The organism is Candidatus Vicinibacter proximus (assembly GCA_016713905.1).
In the GTDB taxonomy this organism is placed as follows: domain Bacteria; phylum Bacteroidota; class Bacteroidia; order Chitinophagales; family Saprospiraceae; genus Vicinibacter; species Vicinibacter proximus.
Genome location: JADJOE010000002.1, coordinates 81,318 through 101,530 on the forward strand (window position 1 = coordinate 81,318; position 20,213 = coordinate 101,530).

At 35.9% G+C, this 20,213-nt stretch carries 17 protein-coding genes and 2 pseudogenes; 7 read left to right on the forward strand and 12 right to left on the reverse strand.

Annotation, left to right across the window (positions count from 1 at the left end; genetic code table 11):
- Positions 1 to 63 precede the first annotated feature (63 nt).
- Positions 64 to 1,227 (reverse strand): annotated as a pseudogene (locus IPJ83_06810) (toprim domain-containing protein).
- A 158-nt stretch (positions 1,228 to 1,385) separates the two neighbouring features.
- On the opposite strand from IPJ83_06810, the gene IPJ83_06815 reads away from it, so the two are divergent.
- Positions 1,386 to 1,712, forward strand: a complete 327-nt coding sequence (locus IPJ83_06815) for a helix-turn-helix transcriptional regulator (protein MBK7880253.1) — start codon at positions 1,386 to 1,388, stop codon at positions 1,710 to 1,712.
- 42 nt (positions 1,713 to 1,754) lie between these two features.
- Here IPJ83_06815 and IPJ83_06820 read toward each other — a convergent pair whose 3' ends face one another.
- The 10 genes and pseudogenes from IPJ83_06820 to gcvP all read right to left on the reverse strand — a co-directional run bounded on the left by IPJ83_06820 (position 1,755) and on the right by gcvP (position 13,545).
- Entirely contained in the window at positions 1,755 to 2,306 is a 552-nt protein-coding gene (locus IPJ83_06820; GenBank protein MBK7880254.1) for a hypothetical protein, read from the reverse strand.
- Positions 2,307 to 2,310: 4 nt separating this feature from the next.
- Positions 2,311 to 2,640 carry a glycoside hydrolase family protein gene (locus IPJ83_06825; GenBank protein MBK7880255.1) on the reverse strand — a complete coding sequence of 110 codons (330 nt, stop codon included), beginning with the start codon at positions 2,638 to 2,640 and terminating at the stop codon, positions 2,311 to 2,313.
- Positions 2,600 to 2,968: a hypothetical protein gene (locus IPJ83_06830; GenBank protein ID MBK7880256.1), complete on the reverse strand. Its 369-nt coding sequence runs from the start codon at positions 2,966 to 2,968 to the stop codon at positions 2,600 to 2,602. Before IPJ83_06830 ends, IPJ83_06825 begins: the two co-directional genes overlap by 41 nt.
- A 148-nt stretch (positions 2,969 to 3,116) precedes the next feature.
- The gene (locus tag IPJ83_06835) at positions 3,117 to 3,920 is read right to left on the reverse strand and encodes a hypothetical protein (protein ID MBK7880257.1); all 804 of its coding nucleotides are present in this window, start codon (positions 3,918 to 3,920) and stop codon (positions 3,117 to 3,119) included.
- A gap of 15 nt (positions 3,921 to 3,935) precedes the next feature.
- A complete protein-coding gene (locus tag IPJ83_06840; GenBank protein MBK7880258.1) occupies positions 3,936 to 4,751 on the reverse strand; it encodes a hypothetical protein in 816 nt (271 codons plus the stop codon).
- A gap of 335 nt (positions 4,752 to 5,086) precedes the next feature.
- The gene (locus IPJ83_06845) at positions 5,087 to 6,814 is read right to left on the reverse strand and encodes an RHS repeat protein (GenBank protein MBK7880259.1); all 1,728 of its coding nucleotides are present in this window, start codon (positions 6,812 to 6,814) and stop codon (positions 5,087 to 5,089) included.
- Positions 6,815 to 7,106: 292 nt separating this feature from the next.
- Positions 7,107 to 8,732 (reverse strand): T9SS type A sorting domain-containing protein, encoded by a 1,626-nt coding sequence (locus tag IPJ83_06850; protein ID MBK7880260.1) that lies wholly within the window; start codon positions 8,730 to 8,732, stop codon positions 7,107 to 7,109.
- A gap of 189 nt (positions 8,733 to 8,921) precedes the next feature.
- Complete coding sequence (locus IPJ83_06855) at positions 8,922 to 10,016, reverse strand: glycosyltransferase family 9 protein (protein ID MBK7880261.1); 1,095 nt, start codon at positions 10,014 to 10,016, stop codon at positions 8,922 to 8,924.
- 5 nt (positions 10,017 to 10,021) lie between these two features.
- A complete protein-coding gene (locus tag IPJ83_06860) occupies positions 10,022 to 10,627 on the reverse strand; it encodes a DUF4254 domain-containing protein (protein MBK7880262.1) in 606 nt (201 codons plus the stop codon).
- 37 nt (positions 10,628 to 10,664) lie between these two features.
- Positions 10,665 to 13,545: pseudogene (gcvP, locus tag IPJ83_06865) on the reverse strand (aminomethyl-transferring glycine dehydrogenase).
- Between the two features lie 193 nt (positions 13,546 to 13,738).
- On the opposite strand from gcvP, the gene IPJ83_06870 reads away from it, so the two are divergent.
- From IPJ83_06870 to IPJ83_06895, 6 genes are all read left to right on the forward strand, one after another.
- Positions 13,739 to 14,965: a hypothetical protein gene (locus tag IPJ83_06870; GenBank protein MBK7880263.1), complete on the forward strand. Its 1,227-nt coding sequence runs from the start codon at positions 13,739 to 13,741 to the stop codon at positions 14,963 to 14,965.
- Between the two features lie 34 nt (positions 14,966 to 14,999).
- Entirely contained in the window at positions 15,000 to 15,470 is a 471-nt protein-coding gene (locus IPJ83_06875; protein MBK7880264.1) for a hypothetical protein, read from the forward strand.
- A 95-nt stretch (positions 15,471 to 15,565) separates the two neighbouring features.
- A complete protein-coding gene (locus IPJ83_06880) occupies positions 15,566 to 16,210 on the forward strand; it encodes a hypothetical protein (protein ID MBK7880265.1) in 645 nt (214 codons plus the stop codon).
- Between the two features lie 12 nt (positions 16,211 to 16,222).
- The gene (locus IPJ83_06885; protein ID MBK7880266.1) at positions 16,223 to 16,582 is read left to right on the forward strand and encodes a sigma-70 family RNA polymerase sigma factor; all 360 of its coding nucleotides are present in this window, start codon (positions 16,223 to 16,225) and stop codon (positions 16,580 to 16,582) included.
- Positions 16,561 to 16,770: a hypothetical protein gene (locus IPJ83_06890; protein ID MBK7880267.1), complete on the forward strand. Its 210-nt coding sequence runs from the start codon at positions 16,561 to 16,563 to the stop codon at positions 16,768 to 16,770. The genes IPJ83_06885 and IPJ83_06890 overlap by 22 nt, the downstream gene beginning before the upstream one ends.
- The gene (locus IPJ83_06895) at positions 16,748 to 18,034 is read left to right on the forward strand and encodes a hypothetical protein (protein ID MBK7880268.1); all 1,287 of its coding nucleotides are present in this window, start codon (positions 16,748 to 16,750) and stop codon (positions 18,032 to 18,034) included. The genes IPJ83_06890 and IPJ83_06895 overlap by 23 nt, the downstream gene beginning before the upstream one ends.
- Positions 18,035 to 19,207: 1,173 nt before the next feature.
- Here the strand turns inward: IPJ83_06895 and IPJ83_06900 are convergent.
- Positions 19,208 to 20,035, reverse strand: coding sequence for a hypothetical protein (locus IPJ83_06900; protein MBK7880269.1), 828 nt, complete (start codon positions 20,033 to 20,035; stop codon positions 19,208 to 19,210).
- Positions 20,036 to 20,213 lie beyond the last annotated feature (178 nt).

The following is a 20,213-nucleotide window of genomic DNA, read 5'->3' on the forward strand; positions in this document are numbered from 1 at the left end:
CTAAGCCTTTTTATTTTGGGTTGCTCCTGGTTCACTTCATCGGCTGGAGTGGCTGTATTTTTATTACGCCGTCAGCTTGTTGTACTTTAGCTTTTTTATTTTCATTTGAAAAAATAATTGAGTGTCGAGTCGCTCGACTTCATTTGAAAATAAAAAATTACACTCCTTTCTGTTGTTGATTAGATGTAAAAGTATTTCTTCACTGTGACTATCAAGCAAGCTGTTCACATCTTCATTTTGTGGTACTTCTACATTGGTAATTTTTATGTGGGGCATTTCCGCTTTTAACATCGGTGCATATTTCTGTACTGCTTTTACTCCTGGCTCATCTCCGTTTAAAAAGAAGATGATTTCATTGAGTTCTTTTAAGTCTTTGATTGATTTTTGATGCTCATCAGTAAGCCCATTTGTTCCATAGAGTGCTAAGATTTTATAATTATTTTTGATCGCTTCTATCATCATCAAGCTTGCTGCATCGATGATGCTTTCTGTTAATATCAGTTTCTTTGTTTCTTGTTTTGGATAGCTAGGATATAAGCCCTGTCGGTCTTTCAGATAAAAATGTCGTTAACTTCGTGCTGAGCCTGTCGAAGCATCTTTCTCCGTTAAAGTGCTTCTAAAATATAGCCCTGTGATTTGATTTACATGGTTTTTCAATGCAAACACTATGCACCATTTCCCAAAAGGACTGTAGGCTGCTTCTCCTGTTCTTCCTTTCGTATTCAGGTCTAGCAACAAGCCATATTTGATACAGCTATTTATTAGGTCTTCGTCTCGTCTTGTGCCATGGTGGAACTGGCCACTATTATAACCTATTTCCATTTTCTCATGATCTAGGTGTCGGCTCTTGATGTAGTCTTTCGCTTGTGGGCTATTGCATATCGCATTTTTGAAGTAGGTAAACATCTTCATCAATACTGCTGATTTTGTGAGTTCATCCATGGGTTTGGTTTCTCCGCCTATCATTTCTACTGCTTTCTTGATCGCTTCATGTTTGGTGATGTTCTCCATGTACATAATGAAGTCTAATGTATCTATCGCCTTGCCATGGGTCTTACAATTACTACTAAAACAAAATGCTGTATGGGTTTTGTAATATACCTGCAAACTCGGAGTTTTATCATCATGGAAGGGGCAGCACAATCTTAGGTTTTTATCTGGCTTCAGATGGTAGTAGTGTAGTACTTGGGCTAGGGTGAGGCGGGATTTGATGTCTAATATCTCCATTTGTAAAAATATTTTTGATTTATAAAATCTGAATAATCATTCACAAAAGTACAGTATCATTCTGAACTAAACAAGTATAATTATAATTGTTTATGAATAATAATTATTATATTTTTGCACTATTATACCTTTTTAGTACATAAATCTGAAGTATCATGATGTCATTTGGGCAAAAACTGGCTTACAGCCGTAAAGAAAAGAAGCTTTCTCAAGCGGAGCTTGGAAAGCTTTCTGGTATCAATGGTGATATTATTGGTAAATATGAACGTGACGAGATGAAGCCGTCAATTGAGACAGCTAAGAAGCTGGCCGATGGCCTAGAGATTTCTCTTGACTATCTCGTGGGTGATGGTGATCTGAAGGTCTTAGATAAAAAAACTTTGCAACGTCTCGAAGACATTGCAAAGCTTAATTCTGATGATAAAATTCATATCTTCTATGCTCTTGATAATCTGATCAAGGCAGCTAAGTTGAAGGCGATTTAGTTGTAGATTATTTATATAGAGGAAACACTTTTGTCATATTATTTAGACTTGATAGTTCATCTCCAAATTCTTTTTTATAGATTGACTCATCACCAAACTTTTTAAATGTGTCGTATCTATCACCATAAAAATACCATAGCCACTTTCCATCTTTATCATTATAACTAAAAAATTCATGTTGAGGATCAAAGCATGAGATCCATAAAAACTATAAATAATCTTTCCGGACTTGCTTGTTATACATTTTGCTTCCAATAAAACACTCTTATAAACTTTAACTTTGGTATTCAATATATCAATAACCGTATAATCAAATGGCAATTCTACTGTATTAACATTTATTCCATCTTTGATAAAAATAAGTTTCTGATTTAGAACAAAATTAGAATCAGGGGATGAATCAAGATACTTTGAAATTACTTTTACACTGTAAATTCCATCATTACATTTGCATGTAAATGCTGTATCTTTCTGTATAATCTGTATTTCATTAGTATCGTGTTTCGTATTTGCTAATTTACCTTGACTTGAATGAGCTGAACATCCAAATAAGACTAAACTAAATATACAAAATATGCTACAAAATCGAATCATATTATTAGTTTTTAGACAATATAGTTGCTCGATTCTTTAAAAAATTATTATCCAAACTTGACTTCCATTGATGTATTCCACCTGGTAAAGATGTCCATTTCCCACTTAATGCTTTGAGAGCTGAAGTATATTGCCCGGACTTAATTTTATCTGTTGCACCTTTAACCATACCTATTTCATACATGGCTGCCTTGTCTTGACTTCCTGGACTAAAATCAGTTAACCCAAGTTTATTTGAATGACTTTCCCAAGTTGAACTTAAAAATTGATATGCCCCTGCTGCGGTTGATGTTTTACCCCATTTTGTAATTTTTTTCGTTCGGGTGCTTATCATAATTATCAATTGTCCCACCACCATACTGTGAATTATATTCTGTAGGTGTTCCATGACCTTCAGACTCTCTAATAGTTGAAAGAGTTGCATCTATATTTAATTGATCGTTTGTTATTGCAACTTCTCTCATTTCAGCACCATCAAAACAAACATTAACACATGGATTTGCACTTTGAATATTGGATACTGTTGTTGTCATTTCAAGTGATTGCTGCTGAGTTAATTGTTTATCTGAACTTGTATTTAATAGGAATACTTTTTGATCAGCCTTTCCATCATTTCCGATATGTACACCATTCTTATTATAGATGTCGCCTTCTACACTCATACCTGTAGGATCGGTGAATTTAATAGGGTTATTTAGGGTGTAACTATATGGACTCCATGATGGGTAAGTACTTGCCAGCGGGTCAACACCATACTATAGCAGTATTTCTGAATCATAACACCTCACTTTTGAGATCGTACAAAGATATTTAGAAAGGCCAGAAATTCGGGCAATTGTCCCAGCCATAATAGAAAAAATATTTAAAAGGACAATAAATATAATTATAATCACCATTTTGTGGGTTAATGCATAATTTTATAACATCAGACGGTCCAACTATTGGTTTAGATGAATTTGGAAGAACATCTGTAAAATTATTATCCCACTCTAAAAAATATAAATAACAATATAATTTATTCTTTTTAGCAGAATAATAAACTTCAATTGGTCTGTAACCATTTGTAAGGTATGTTCTATTAATATTAATGATCTTAGAATTTATCTTTGCAATATTAATTTGCTTCCTTTGAGAACCATTGATGACAAATAAGCTATCAAGCTGTTCAAATTTTACTCTACTATCTTGTGGCACTTGACCTATGATTGAACAATTCATACTATCTTCCAATGCCAAATTAGCCGCCATATTATAATTCTTCAGCAAACTATCATCACCAAAAATTATATTATGATGCGAAAAATAGAATTCAATTTTAATTCTTCGCTTATTTATTGTTGCTTCAAATATTTGTAATTCTGGAGAACTTATATTACACTTAAATGGCCAAAGAGACGAATTTGTAAATACTATTTCTTTTTCAGAATCTGGATAATTGCTTTTCACATAATCTCTAATAAACTCATAATATGTTAAGCCGAAATATTTTTTAAAACTACAATGCTCGTATACAATCTTTCCTTTGCACAGTTCATTCCCATTATTAAGTGTTTCACAATCTTGTGCATATGAAACATTATAAGAAATTAAAAATAAAATAAATATCCTTTTCATTGCAATTTATTTATTTTAGTGAACAACTCTTCTATAATCGCCATAACCTCCACTTTTTTTCACATCCTTCTCATTGCTTAAAAACCTATTTACAAATCTTTGCCCTTCATTTCTTGATTTTGCTATTCTTCTTTCTAAAGGAAGTATAATTCCATGTTCAGATGGTTCTGGACCTAATTTTCCTATATCCTTTGCATCTAATCCTTCAACAATACTATTAGTTTCTTTATCAAATGCAGCCAGAAATGCATGACCAAATTCATGACCTAATATAGTTGTTGCAGAAAGCTTACCAGGAATATTCTCTCCCGATTTATCTTTACCGACTATAATTTCTTCATTAGGATTCCAGCCAATTTGTGATCCTGTTTCTGAAGTTGTTGATCCACCATCTGATTGATAAATTTCAACATTTGGACTTTTCTTTCCTACAAATGATAGAATGACATTTCCTTCAGCATTTTTAGTTTTCATAGTTGCCAATTTAGGATCAGAAGTTAATTCATTTAAACTTTTAACCGTAGTCTTTATGAATTCATTATTCCCTTTATATTCAGCTCCAGGATTCCATATAAACTTTTCATCTCCTTCGCCTGCTATTATTACATCTCTTCCATCTGGATCAGTATAAATTATTGGATTATTTATAGTATAATTAAACGGATTATAAGCAGGATATTTCTCAGTCATCGGATCAACCCCATACCACAAAGAAATTCTAGGATCATAATATCTTGCCCCAAAGTAATAAAGTCCAGTCTCCTCATCTACTTCCTTACCTGTGAACCTATACTTCGTAGAATAGCCCCCAGCTTTCTGTTCAGCCAGCAAGTTCCACTTTTAGACTTCATAGTAAGGTAATCTTTATCTTTCAAACTTGGTTTTCTTCAAGCCGATTGCAGGGGCAATCGGTTCCCTTCTTATCGAGTGATCTTTATCACTCGATTGGCGCAGTAGCGCCACCAGTCGGTCATCACCGAAAGGCAAATATAGCAAGAATTGATAAGGATTTCCAGCCTCATCTGTTAAATATGTGCTGGATCCTATGTGGTCTGGGTGGAAGAAATATGTTACATTATTGGTGTTTATTACATGCCACTTTCGTGGTTCACTCCCTTGAAGCACTGTCGTGCTTCATTCCGACAAAATCGTCGGAAATCGGTCGCTCATCCTTCGCAGTCGTCTTCTTCTGGATCAGTATCTTCAATGATTAAGGTGTCAAATCCAAATTCTGTTCTGACTAATTCTAGATCTTCTGCTTGTCTATCGGGGAGTCCTGCTTTTTCAGATCCAGATAACTCTAGACTATTATCAACACTGCTATCTACTGGTCCAACCAATTTACAGGCTATTCTTTCTGTGCCTGAATAATAATGATTCGTGACCATGTAATGTGGTCCCATAACCATGTAGCCACTGACATATTGAGCATAATTTCCTACAGTAGCATTGGTTTGGCTTTGTCCATTTAGATTCACTACAGCATAATTACCTAAGCCTTTTAATGTTCTTTCACCGTTCGCATCGTAGATGTAGTGTTGGAAGCTTCCGGCATTTGATATTTTTATTGCTTTGAGCATATTCGCTTCATCCCATAACATATTCTTAGTATCTCCATTATCGAATTCATGGAACAATACATTTCCATTGTTATCATAATTAAATTCTTCGACTTCGCTATTCGTTTGGTTTTCTATGGAAGTTACTGCATTCGGTTGATTTACATCTTCATATTTAAATAAATTATCGTAGGTGTTTTCGCCTACATTAGATGCATCACGGGTATGATCCTGTTGTTTAGTTGTAATTCTATGCATATTCTCATAGGCCATAGCAAGAGTATAGTTTGATGCCTTGTTACCTAATGTATTGCTTGTATCACCGGTCCAACTGCCTTGTGCTGTGGAGAGGCGGTTAAAGATATCATAAGTGTATTTGTGATAATAACTTCCACCCATTTCATTGATGATGCCAGCTGAATTGTGAATGGAATCTACATTTCCAATCTTATCAAATGTATAACTCAAGTTGTACATATTGTTACCAGAGTGATCCTTGGAAACCAAATTGGATAGTCTTCGTAATGTTGTAGAATAGGAATAAGTTTGTGATGTACTATTGCCATATTTACAATATACTTTTTGTTCGAATTCATCGTAACCAATACTATCTATATAAACCTGAACTCCAGCTTTCATAAAGTTCAAATTACCACCCAGATCATACTTATAAAGTAAGGTATCTTTATTAGGGTAAATGAGGGTATCAATACGATTCCATGTATCATAATGGAATCGGTGAACATAGGTTTTATTATCTTGGCCTGGAGCAATTATTGTTCTGATGTCTTTAACTATTTCGCCTTGAGATCCATATTCATATTTTCTTAATCCTGTAGCATCTTGTACCAGCATCAATCTACCTCTATTATTATCAACGCCTCCTGTTGTAGCAGGGTAATATTCATATTTAACATTGTTGATATTTGGGGTAGAATTTGCATAATCAGGATATGTGATCGATTTAATCCTACCTAAAGCATCTGATTTATATATTATTTCATCACTAGTAATGGCAAGATTCGGAGTCACCATAGTCATTAATTGACCAAGATTATCATATGTATAAGTATTGGTTCCAGCGTCAGGATGTATCCATTGCGTCCGTCTACCTGCTAGATCATACTCACTGGATGTGGTATTGCCATCTTCATCTAATACACTGAGGAGCTGACCTGCAGCATCAAACTCAAAAGTAGTAGTCTTACCATTATCTTTTTGTTTAACGACTTGTTTGTCTAAGTCAGTATAACTTTCTTTAACAATATTAGTACTCGCATTTTGTGGTATAGTTGTAACTGTATGAAGCGATCCATCTGATATATCATAAGACATGGTAATGACCGTATTATCCGCATCTTTAACAGTTAATGGGCGATCTACTTCATAGGTTATCAGAGGACCCTATATACCTTGTTTACCATGCTGTGCTGGATACTGGTACCACTTTACTTTTCAATTAGAATTTTTAATAAAAAGGATATGTAATGAATTCAGCAAGTGTATTCACAGTCGTAAGTGATGAAGTTGAGACCTTATTTTTACTTTAGTCAAAACTTTGATAATCCCAGTTTTTCTTTTAAAAGATTCATTAACACTAAGCCAGAGGTGTTATTTGATATTAAATTTATTCCTTCAATATTTTTTCATAATGAATATTACCTTTAACATTCATACCTATTAAGTTGTAAATTCCAGGTGGTAAAGATGATGTTTTTAAAATTAAATTCTCACCAAATTCTGATAAATTGAATTCATCCATTAACTTGCCTTCAATATTATAAAGCTTATAACTTACTACTTCAGTCACGTCATGTTGAATAACCAATCGATCCTTAAATGGATTCGGCCATACTCGGAAACTAGTTTCTGATTCCAATTTATTATCCTTGGTTTTTGTTAAGTTACAACCAGGAATAATACATCCATCATTATCTACTCGGATGAGTAGTGGAACATAATATGGTTCTGCTAGCTTTTCATATGCGTTATCTCGATAAGAATATCCACCCATGATATATCCGGAGCCATCAGGAATAGCTTTGAGATCAAACATTTCGCTGGTCTCTGCGTCAGACCAATGATTAATTAATCCTTCACGTACAAAGTATTTTCTTTGCCATAAACTATCTCCAGCAGAGCTAACTTTGTGTAAAGTAGCTTTATGTGTAGATGTAACAACAGTATCAACTTTTGCTTTTACACTATCGTATCTCAAATAGGAAAAAGTGTAATATTTATTATGCATTAGAATTATTCCATCTGATTTATTGGCTGTTAGCAATTTTTCTATTCGTTGGCTTCTTTTTTCATCAGCTTTGAAGGAATTTTTAAACAGTAAGTCCTTAGTGAGAATTGTTATAGCAGGCCAAGATTCATTATACCATTCATTTCTCCCTTCATTCTTATTATAATTTGTAGCGAGATAAAAAGATCCATCACTTGATTGGGAAATATCATGGACATCAGCAGTTGTAAGTGAAACTTTTGATACATACTGATTGACGATATTACCAGAGCTATCCAATTTATAGAACAGGGTCTGATAGAATCCGACTTTATTATCCCAGGAAATTCCTATATAATAATACCCATCTTTGTCTATAAAAACGGATTGACAAGAATTTCTCTTATATTCAGTAGATGGACCTCCATATATTTTAGTCCAAATAATCCTTCCTGAGGTATCCATCTTTGTAATTTGGACTTTAGTATAGAAAGAATCTAATGCATTGGGTGAAGTTACATCGTGTGATAAAATTAAATTTCCCCAAAGATCCTTTGCCATGCCACCAAATCGTTCAAAACATGATGCACATAATGAATTCACAATAGGATAAGATATCACTTCTTTTGTCTTATGATTATACTTTAATATACCATCAAGACCAGGCTTAATATTAATAGATGTAAAAAAAGTCTCATAATCATAAGTAATCATTTCTTCTGGAAAAAAGTAATTAAATGAATCTCTATAGGGGATGGAATTATATTCCAACATTTCACCTTCTAATTTAAATATTCCAAATCCTGTACCATACACTTTTTTATTTGTTGTATCTGAGGAATATAAAAATGAATAAATAAAGCTATTATGAATTTCAATTGCTTTAATAAAATTTGGATAATAATTAGTATCTGATCTATTATTAAACTTTATCACATAGGTTTTTGCAAAACCTGATTGTGCTTCAACACAAATATAATTCCATAGAAATATCAGTAGTATAACAGTTAAAACATTTACTTTCATAATTTACTTTTAAAAAGCAGGAGTATTAGACTTCCTCGTTAAACTGGACAGAAAGATAAGCTAGAAAATTAATAAATTCAATGTAAAATGCTCTATTGTTGCGGTTAATTTTTTGGAAGGAGGGGTCTGTGTTCCCATTGCAATGTGTGTGCTGTGGGCTTTTACCTTATTTGTTGTCTGCTTATTTCCTCATCCCGTCGCTTTGTTAAATAATCGAGTTCTTGTAATAGCATTCAACACTTCGATAAATACTGACCCTGCCGAAATATTTTGCATACAAGCATGATCTTTTCTGTGGCAGGGCTTTTGACCAAAAACCGAACAAGGACGGCAAGGTAATTCGGTTGTAGAAATCTGTATAATCTTGTTGCGCGCTTCATCCAATGGTCCGAATCCAAGAAATGGATGGGTTGGTCCCCAGATAGAAATTATGCTCTTTATGCCAGATAGGTTTGCCAAATGAAAATTTACGGAATCCATGCACACCAGCACATCCAGATGATTGAATAATTCCAGTTGTTCCTCCAATGTGAAATGTTCCTGTACTAAAATTAGCCGCTCCCCAAACTTTAATTTCCACAGGTGCATTTGTGCCATCTCAGTCTTGCCGGCACCAAACAAAAATACTCTGGCTTTATCCTTAAAATGTTCTGTAAGGAGACCAATTAATTCTTCTGATTTAACGTTGCCTAATGTTTTTAATGCATGTTGCGCAAATGGTGCGAAACCAATTTTTACATCATGATCAGCGTCATGTGTATTGAAATAGTTTAATACTTTTTTCTTTGCAATTTCATTTCTGACAAAATGAAATTCTTTTAATTTTTCCAAAGTACTATCCACCTGTATTCCCTCCTCCAGCATTGCTTCGGCATACCTTTCTACGGTATGCTTTATCGGTATTGTGTGTAGTCCAATGTTTCCTAATAATTGTAATTTTTGTTTACGGGCCTTATCGAACCTGACGGTTTTTTTACCACCTAATCTAAGTAGACCACAAATAATTCTACTTCTTAAATTATCATGAAGATCGACCACCAAATCATACTGAACTTGAGCAAGCGAAAAACTGAATTGAATCAACTCAATAAAACCAGTAAATCCTTTCTTAAAATCCACCGGCAGGACCTTTACTTTATCTAAATTATTAAAGAAAGGGGAATTATTTTTTTTGGTAACAACATGTATTTCAAGTTCATCATTGTGCAGTAAGGCAGACCGAATGACAGGATTCAAAAGGGCTACATCGCCCATTGCTGAAAACCTGATCATCAATACCTTCATGATGATTACTTCTTGTTATACAACTCCGGATTGGTCGCAGGATCGTTGTACATTTTCATTTGCCTGTAGGTTTTCATACGGGTTTTCCCTTCCCCAATTTCCTGAATCAAGGCATTCAAACTAAAACACAAATCGGCCTTTTGTTCCAGGAGAATTTCTAATTTATTTTTGCAAACAACTATGTGTTTCTCATCAACGTCCGTCCTCAGGGTTTGCTCCTGCATATGGTAAATTTTGAGCATCAAAATGGACAATCTGTCTATCACCCATGCAGGAGTTTCTGTATTAATCCTGGGATTTTCTACTAAATTCACGTGAGCAAACTGGTTTGAAAACCAATCATCAATTCTTTCTACTAAATCAGTTCTTTCCTGATTAGACAAATCGATCCTCCTTTTGGTGTGAATGAATTCATCCGGTGGCAAATCAGGTTTTCGAATAATGTCTTCCAAATGCCATTGAACAGTGTCTATCCAGGATTTGAGTTTTAGGAAATGATGAATATCATGCTCGACATCCTGAAACGGGAATGCCTCGTCTACATCATTAGAAGTATGATATGCTTCTATTACCTGCAGAAAAACACTACAACAATATTCGGCAGTCAACATACTCAATTATCCATTTAATAATTTAAATGTATCCAGTTTAACTCATATACTCCTCTATCGGAGGACAAGTACAAATTAGATTCCTGTCTCCATGCGCATTATTCACCCCTGCCCACCGTTGGCCAGAATTTCAACCCTCCATGCAAGTAAGGCAAAGGATAGGCGGCTTTTTGTCTGGAATAAGGCTTGTTCCACTCATCAGCTGTAATGATGGCAGCAGTATGCGGCGCATTGTGCAAAACATTATTTTCTGTAGGATATTCTCCTCTTGCAATCTCATCAATTTCATCATGTATGGCAAGCAAAGCTTCACAGAATCTATCCAACTCTTCTTTATTCTCTGATTCTGTTGGTTCAATCATAATGGTTCCTGCTACCGGGAAGGATAAAGTTGGCGCATGAAATCCATAATCCATCAACCTCTTTGCTACGTCTTCTGCACTCACTCCTACCTCCTTATAAGGACGTAAATCAACAATGAGTTCATGCGCTACTCTGCCATTTTCACCTTTGTAAAGCACCTTGTATCTTCCTGACAACCTAGAAGCAATGTAATTTGCATTCAAGATGGCATGCTTAGTGGCTTTTGTCATTCCATCAGGACCCAACATTCTGATATAGGCATAAGATATTAACAGGATGCTGGCGCTCCCATAAGGAGCTGCAGACACAGCGGGCACAGCATGTTTATCTCCATTTACGGTAAAATATTTATGGCTTGGTAGAAATGGTTTTAGTTTGTCGTTTACACAGATAGGACCCATTCCGGGACCACCTCCACCATGAGGAATGGCAAAGGTCTTATGCAAATTCAAATGGCAAACATCCGCTCCAATGGCGCTTGGGCTGGTTAATCCTACCTGCGCATTCATATTGGCACCGTCCATGTACACAAGTCCACCTTGCTGATGAATGATTTCACAAATTTCCCTGATAGAAGTCTCAAAAACTCCATGAGTGGATGGGTAAGTTACCATGAGACAGGCCAGATTGTCTTTGTATTGACTGGCTTTGGCCTTGATATCCTCCACAATGATATTTCCATTTTCATCACAAGCGGTCACCACTACTTCCATTCCTGCTACGACCGCTGATGCCGGATTTGTTCCATGGGCTGAAGAAGGTATCAGTGCAATATTTCTTTTATGGTCTCCTCTGGATTCATGATAGGCTTTAATAGTCAAAAGTCCCGCAAATTCTCCTTGTGCGCCGGAATTTGGCTGGAGCGAACAAGCCGTAAATCCGGTTACCTGACAAAGATATTCTTCCAGTTCATGAATCATCGTCAGATATCCTTCTGCCTGATTAGCGGGCACGAAAGGATGAATGTCGCTGAACTCCGGCCATGAGACCGGTATTAACTCGGTCGCTGCATTCAGCTTCATCGTGCAGGAACCAAGTGAAATCATCGAATGAACCAACGAGAGATCTTTATTTTCTAGTCTTTTAATGTATCTCATCATGGCAGACTCCGTCTGGTTTATGCTAAAAATCTGATGCGTCAGATACTCTGAAGTCCTGATGATGGTAGATGGAATTTTTAAACCTGAGGTAGGCAAGATCATTGCAGCCTGATTCTTTCCCGAGGCCTTCGCAAATATGGTTGTAATTAAATTGAGTTCTTCTTCTGTCACCGTTTCATCAAGACTTATCTGTACTCCTTCAGAGGTGTACCAAAAATTCATCTGGTGAGCTTCTGCAATTTCTTTTATCTGTGCAGTGCTGGATTGATCTGCTTTAATGGCGAGGGTGTCAAAAAAGTACTCATTTAATAATTTGTAGCCCATAGAGGTAAGCGAATTTCCCAGGCTGGTCGCCATGTCATGCGTTCTGCGGGCTATGGCATACAATCCGTCGGGTCCGTGATAAACTCCATACATGGAAGCCATGATCGCCAACAATGCCTGAGCAGTACAAATATTGGAAGTTGCTTTCTCTCTGCGAATGTGTTGCTCTCTGGTTTGCAATGCCATTCTGAGGGCACGATTACCATGCTCATCAATGGACACCCCAATAATTCTTCCAGGCATATCTCTCTTGAATTCCTCCGTGGTGGCGAAAAAAGCGGCATGAGGCCCTCCAAAACCAAAAGGCACACCAAAACGCTGACTGTTACCCAGGGCCACATCAGCTCCCAACTCGCCCGGTGACTTTAACATACACAATGCCAACAAATCAGTAGCCATGGCTACCAAACAACCCTTTGATTTGGCTTTTGCAATAAATGCACTGTAATCAGTGACAGCCCCTGTTTTATCCGGATACTGTATCAAAACACCAAAACAGTTGACAGGAATTTCTTCTTTCTCAACATTACCCACCACTATCTTAATGTTCTTTGGCCAGGCTCTTGCTTGCAGGACATCCAGGGTCTGGTCGTAAACGCGCTGATCTACAAAAAATACGTTGGGAGATTCTTCCTTGTTCCTCTTCTCTTTTGCATGATAAAACATGGACATTGCTTCTCCGGCAGCGGTTCCTTCATCAAGCAATGAGGCACTGGCAATCGGCAATCCGCAAAGATCAGAAACCATTGTTTGGTAGTTAAGTAAAGCCTCTAATCTTCCTTGTGCAATTTCAGCCTGATAAGGGGTATATTGCGTATACCAACCGGGATTTTGAAATACATTTCTTGAAATTACGGATGGGGTAATGGTTCCGAAATATCCTTGCCCTATAAAACTCCTGAACAACTTATTTTTTTGTCCAATTTGCTTCAGGGTGCTTAAGTAATCAAACTCCGATAATGCACCGGGAATCTGCATGGGCGCTTTTAGTCTAATACCATCCGGCACCGTCTGTTCTATTAACTGATCCAGACTCTGGACCCCAATTGTCTTCAGCATGTCCACCAGATCAGCCCCTATGGTGCCAATATGTCTATTCTCAAATTTGTCATGTCTAGCAAATGGATTCATATTTTTTTTATTTGGTCCGCAAAAATAGCTTAGTCCTTTCTTAAACGGTAAAAAATAAGCGCTTTAATTCTGAATATAAGTCACCCCAATCAAAATAGCCGATACCAAAGCCACAATTTATTTAGGGATTGACCCAACCCACAGATCAACTTCCTGTATCTATACCATCAAACAATTAAAACAGACTCCGGTTATGAAAAACTTTAATTTTCTACGCATCATCTTATTTCTTGGAACCTTAACAGGTCTTACTGCCTGTTTTGAGGACGAATGTCAGCAAACCCGCACGTTTTATCGTTACGACCCGGTATACAAGACCCACAAACAAATTATTGAAGGGTTTAATCCTACTGGGTCTAAGGATCTTAAAACAACGGGAAAAATATATGTCTACGGGCACTTGCTTTTGATCAATGAACCAAAAGAAGGAATCCATATCTTCGACAATACCAATCCATCTGTTCCGGTAAAACTGAATTTTATTGCCATTCCGGGTAATGTGGATTTGGCTGTTCGGGAAGATGTGTTATATGCCGACAGTTACATTGATTTGCTGGCCATAAATATTGCATCCCCTCAAAATCCAATTTTGCTTTGCAGAATTGAAAAAGTTTTTGAACCCATATTTAATGACCTTTCTAGAGGCTTGTTGGTAGATTACATTCCTACTTCAGAAACCATTACATTAGAATGTAATTCCGCAAATTTCAACAGAAACATCTTTTTTGAAGGAGATATATTGTTTAGTTCAGATAATGCTGCCGGTGGAAGTAAAAGTGGCAGTGCACCTGTGGGCATTGGTGGTTCTCAGGCAAGATTTACCCTTTGGTCCAATTTTTTATACACCGTCGATCAGTCCAAATTATACAGTTTTAATGTGCAGGGATTTTGCCCCGAATTGCTGCATAAAAATCAAATCGGATGGAATATTGAAACCATCTATCCATACCAGGATAAATTATTTATTGGATCAGCCAATGGAATGTTCATTTTTGAATTGACCAATCCATCCGTACCTAAATTGGCAGGAAGTCTGGAACACTGGCGCTCCTGCGATCCTGTAGTCGTTCAGGAAAGTCTTGCTTATGTGACCCTTCATGGGGGAACAGAATGCGGAGGTTATTCGAATCAATTGGACATCATAGATGTGAGCAATATTTATGCGCCTAAACTGTTGAAGACCTATCCATTGGTAAGACCTCTTGGCTTATCAGTATACCAAAAATACTTATTTGTCTGTGATGAAGCCTTGAAAATATTCAATGTTGAAAAATGGCAAGACATCATTTTAATAAAACAAATAAATCATAACAGTCCTTATGATCTCATCATCAATCCTGAAGAAAAGACACTCATTCTGGTGAGCAGTAAGGGAATTTTTCAATACGATATTTCCTCCCCGAAAACCCAATCTTGCTAAGTACCATTCTTTCTATCCATTAAAAAAAATTGCCGTGCTCCGTTTAAATAAATTAATTGCTTTTATAATTATATGCAATTCCTTCTGGTTGGCTGGATGTTGTAAAATTGAACCTGAAGAACAATTGTTCATTTTTGGTAGATATTTCGGCGAATGTGTAGGTGATTGTGGTACTTTTTATAAGCTCACTGTCCAATCACTTTTACCAGACAAAGAAGCTTATTATAATAATCAAAAAATTAATTTCTCCAATCAACCACTCTCTGAAATAAAAGAAAATCTGGTCCGCAATCTATTCAAGGAATTTCCGAAAAGTCTATACAACATCAAGGAACATATCATTGGATGTCCTGACTGCGCAGACCAGGGCGGATATTATCTGGAAGTAATGGAAAATGGCGTAAAGCATTACTGGAATATCGACCGCTGGGCTCCTGAATTAGATGAGGAACTAAAATCCTATCTTGACAAAATTGATCAAACGCTCATTGAACTTAAAAAATAATTCAGATGCTGCGCCAATACTACTCAGTTTTTATTATTTTATTCTTTTTAAATTTAAAACCCCATTCTCTGAGTTCCCAAAGTAAGGTTTACTATATGGACGGCTCTATCTTAATCGGAGAGATTAGCTCCTGGAATAAAGACTCAATAGAATTAATTCTAACAAATTCAGTAAAAATTTCCATTCCGAGGAATTCCATTAAAAAAGTCAAACATAAAGAATCCGGTAAAGGATTATCCCCTTTTAGAAATAAGGGATACTATGTTAATTTAAATTTTGGCATCCATTTTAACCAAAATGTTTTCGAAAACTCACCCGGAACCGCCTTGCATTTTTCGACAGGTTATATTTTAGATAAACATTGGCGTATAGGAATTCAATCCGGGTTAGAAAAATATAATTTAATTGCGCCGGATCATATCATTCCCCTGTGTATGGAAACACAATATGCTGGCATAAATAAATTTCCACACCTGTATTTAATGATTCGATCCGGGTATGGATTCGTCAATTTTCCAATAAAGCAGAGAACAGATTGGTCCGGTCATGGAGGCCTCATTTTCCATCCTGCCATCGGATTAAGGTATAGACTTTCCAAATACACAGATATGCATATTGACTTTGGTATGCTAACTCAGAAAGCCTTCTATGCACAAAGAAATCAATGGATAGGAACGGATAAGACCGAATATCATTTGAATTACAAAAGACTTATATTTAGGCTTGGAATTAACATTTGATGAAACTTTTGGATGAGTTCAGATACCAATGATAAAATTTTAGTAACAGGATGCATCAACAATGATCGCAAGTCTCAGGAAATCCTGTACAGAACTTATTTCAAAAACATGTTCGACATGTGCAGGTATTATACCCAAAATGACGACAGAGCAAAAGAAGTGCTCAACATTGGATTCTTGAGGGTCTTTCAGAAAATACATCTATTTAGATTTGAAGGTTCACTGGAATCCTGGATCAGAAAACTTATCTATCATGTATGTATGCGGGAACTTGCACAAAAGGATGAAACTTTTGGCATGGATGCGATTTCTGATGTCGACCAACAAAGCCATGATTATACGCTTGAAAAATGTTCCAAACAGAAATTTTAGAATTAATTCAAACCCTACCGCCTGCCTCAGCAAATGCTTTTATGCTCTTTGCCAATGGTTATACTCATCTGGAAATTTCTAAAAAACTCAACATCAGTGTAGGCACCTCTAAATGGCATATTTCTTCTGCCCGTAAGCAGTTACAAACCTTAATCGAAAACTATTATGAAAAATCATTCAAAATATAAACAACTCGAAGATGAAGGCTGGCTATCCATGCAAAAGTCTCTGGATCTACACATGCCGATTAAGAAAAACAGAAAGCTTGTCCTTTGGTTCTTTCTATTTCTTGGAGCCTTAGGAACTGCCTTCTTATTGCCACAATTATTCTCCAGTCGATCCCAATCAAATCCTGCAAAATCCATTCAACACATTACTTCATCACAAGCGCAGAATCAAATTACAGATGCCCATAAGCTAAACAAATCTTCCAATATAGAAATCAAAACACAGCAATTAAGTCAAGGCAAGGAAAAACCAATAATAGAGAATCAAAATAAACAAAATGGAAATTCATTTAATGAATCGAATTCGGAAATCAAAAATACTCCCCTATCCCATTCTGAATCGTTAGCCTCCGAATACCAAAACAAAACGGAATTCAATAATATTTATCCACTTCCAACAGCTACTATAATTCATTCAGATATTCCAAATTTAAATTTACTGAAATCTAAAATCTGCCTACTACCTTTGCACGCAGCCAACATTAATTTGGAAAATAATATCTACCCTCGTTCTACCAAATCTACACAAAAAACAAATTTTCAATTTGGGCTCCTTTCAGGTTTTCAATACACCCCCGATTCACGCGCTTATTCTGTTCATTTTGGATCCATATTAGAAAGAAAAATTAATCGTTCATTTTCAATAAAACTTAGTCCGTTTTTAGAATACCAAACCGGCGATTTCTTGCTGATGAACTCCTCTGAGTTTACTGCACTTTTGGACAATCGGGACAGCTTAAGCAACATATTATTTAATTTAGACAGTAAGTCAAACGCTTCTTCTACAAATAATGACAACCTTACTGAATTGCTGTCAACCACTGATTACAGGAAACAACTTTATCACATTCATTTACCCATTCAATTGAGCTATAACTGGTATAAAAAATGGTCTTCTGAAATCGGATTCAACATGATTTTTCCACTGGCTGAAACAGTATTCAAGGGAAGTAAAACTGAACTGGTACAAATTAAAAACAACAGCTTGTTTGTAAGAAAACAAAGCAAGGTTAATTTCCTGATGCAAATTGGGTTGACTGCTCCTGTTTACAAAAACTTTTCAATAAATACCGGAGTATCGTTTCCAGTTTCATTTTCAAAGAGCCATGCTGACTTATTAGAAAGCACCACCGGTCAAACACCATCAATCAATGCTCCGGTTAACATCATCACACAGACCCAATTGAGGGCAAGTCTGATTTATAAATTCGGAAGAATTAATTAATGTTTAGACTTGGGAAGAATTACGTGCATTTTAATTGGTACTGTTTTTAATCAACTTAATGTTCGACGCTGGGAAGTATGACTGAACGATCTCTGCTTCAGCAGAGTATCGTGCGACAGCACGATAAGAGAAGGAACCGCGAAAGCGGCTAACGTACACTATTTTAGATTCTGGTTTTAATCGCCGTAATGTTTGACGCTAGGAAGCATGACTGAACGATCTCTGCTTCAGCATAGTATCGTGCGACAGCACGATAAGAGAAGGAACCGCGAAAGCGGCTAATGTACACTATATTAGGTACTACTTTTAATCACCGTAATGTTCGACGCTGGGAAGCATGACTGAACGATCTCTGCTTCAGCAGAGTATCGTGCGACAGCACGATAAGAGAAGGAACCGCGAAAGCGGCTAACGTACACTATTTTAGATTCTGGTTTTAATCGCCGTAATGTTTGACGCTAGGAAGCATGACTGAACGATCTCTGCTTCAGCATAGTATCGTGCGACAGCACGATAAGAGAAGGAACCGCGAAAGCGGCTAATGTACACTATATTAGGTACTACTTTTAATCACCGTAATGTTCGACGCTAGGAAGCATGACTGAACGATCTCTGCTTCAGCAGAGTATCATGCGACAGCACGATAAGAGAAGGAACCGCGAAAGCGGCTAACGTACACTATTTTAGATTCTGGTTTTAATCGCCGTAATGTTTGACGCTAGGAAGCATGACTGAACGATCTCTGCTTCAGCATAGTATCGTGCGACAGCACGATAAGAGAAGGAACCGCGAAAGCGGCTAATGTACACTATATTAGGTACTACTTTTAATCACCGTAATGTTCGACGCTGGGAAGCATGACTGAACGATCTCTGCTTCGGCAGAGTATCATGCGACAGCACGATAAGAGAAGGAACCGCGAAAGCGGCTAACGTACACTATATTAGGTACTGCTTTTAATTACCGTAATGTTTGACACTGGGAAGCATGACTGAACGATCTCTGCTTCAGCAGAGTATCGTGCGACAGCACGATAAGAGAAGGAACCGCGAAAGCGGTTTTACGTAAATTTTAAATGGTACTACTTTAAATAAACGTAATGTTTGACGCTGGGAAGCTTCAAACAACCGATTATTGATTTTAAAATGCAAATATTCTAAAATATCAAATTAACTAATGTTTTAAATTATAAATTGCAATATGGTTATTTATTAGTTCAATCAATTTGCTTTTCAAAGGATCATTTTCTGCAAAAGAACTTGAAATATATTTCTTTTCCATCACTAATATATTATTCACTTCAATTCTATAACTATCTTCTGAAAATATATTTGAAAAATATTGAAGTATGTAATTGTAATTATTGAAATTATTTCGATTGACAATTAAAAAGTACTTTAAGTAATTTATGTATTCGTTTTTAAAATTACCGGAATATTTTAAATTGACTAAAAATAATTTTTGTAAAGGATAATTGAATTTAATTTCTTCATAAATACTTATTAAAGAATCTTTAGGAACTAATTTTATGTTTTCTCTGAAGAGAATGATTAAAGTATCAATGATTTTCCTGTCTTTGGAATTTTCATACTTAAGCTCAATTATAGAATTTAATATTTTTCTCATCCTTAGTTCAGGATACTGGTTGTAAAATACACAACTATATTTTAAATATTCAAATGTTCGTGGGTCACATTTATAATAAAATCCACCATCATATATTTCTGGATAAACTATTTCAAAGGAATCCGCTTTTTTTCTAATTTCATTGTATTTTTCTTTATCCAGTCCTTCAATAAAATCGCAAGAAACTTTAAAAAAATAACTATAAAATAAACTATCCAATTCATTACAATACTCTTTAAACCCATCTTTAGAATTAAATATGCGTCTAAGTATTTCTTCACCTTTAAAGTCATTTAACTTTTCTTTGGATTGGGATTTGCATTGAATGATTATTATTAAATTAAAAATGCAAAGTATTAAATAGTTAAGTTTCATAATATGTAGACTTCCTCATAAAAGTAGACAGAAAGATAAGATAGAAAACAGAATCCGAAGAAATTAAGTTAGGTATTCATTGGACACAATTAACATGCATCATACAGAGTATTAAATTGCGAAGTATTCTTTATAGAAAGCAATATAATATAGATGAAAAATAATTGTAAAAATATTC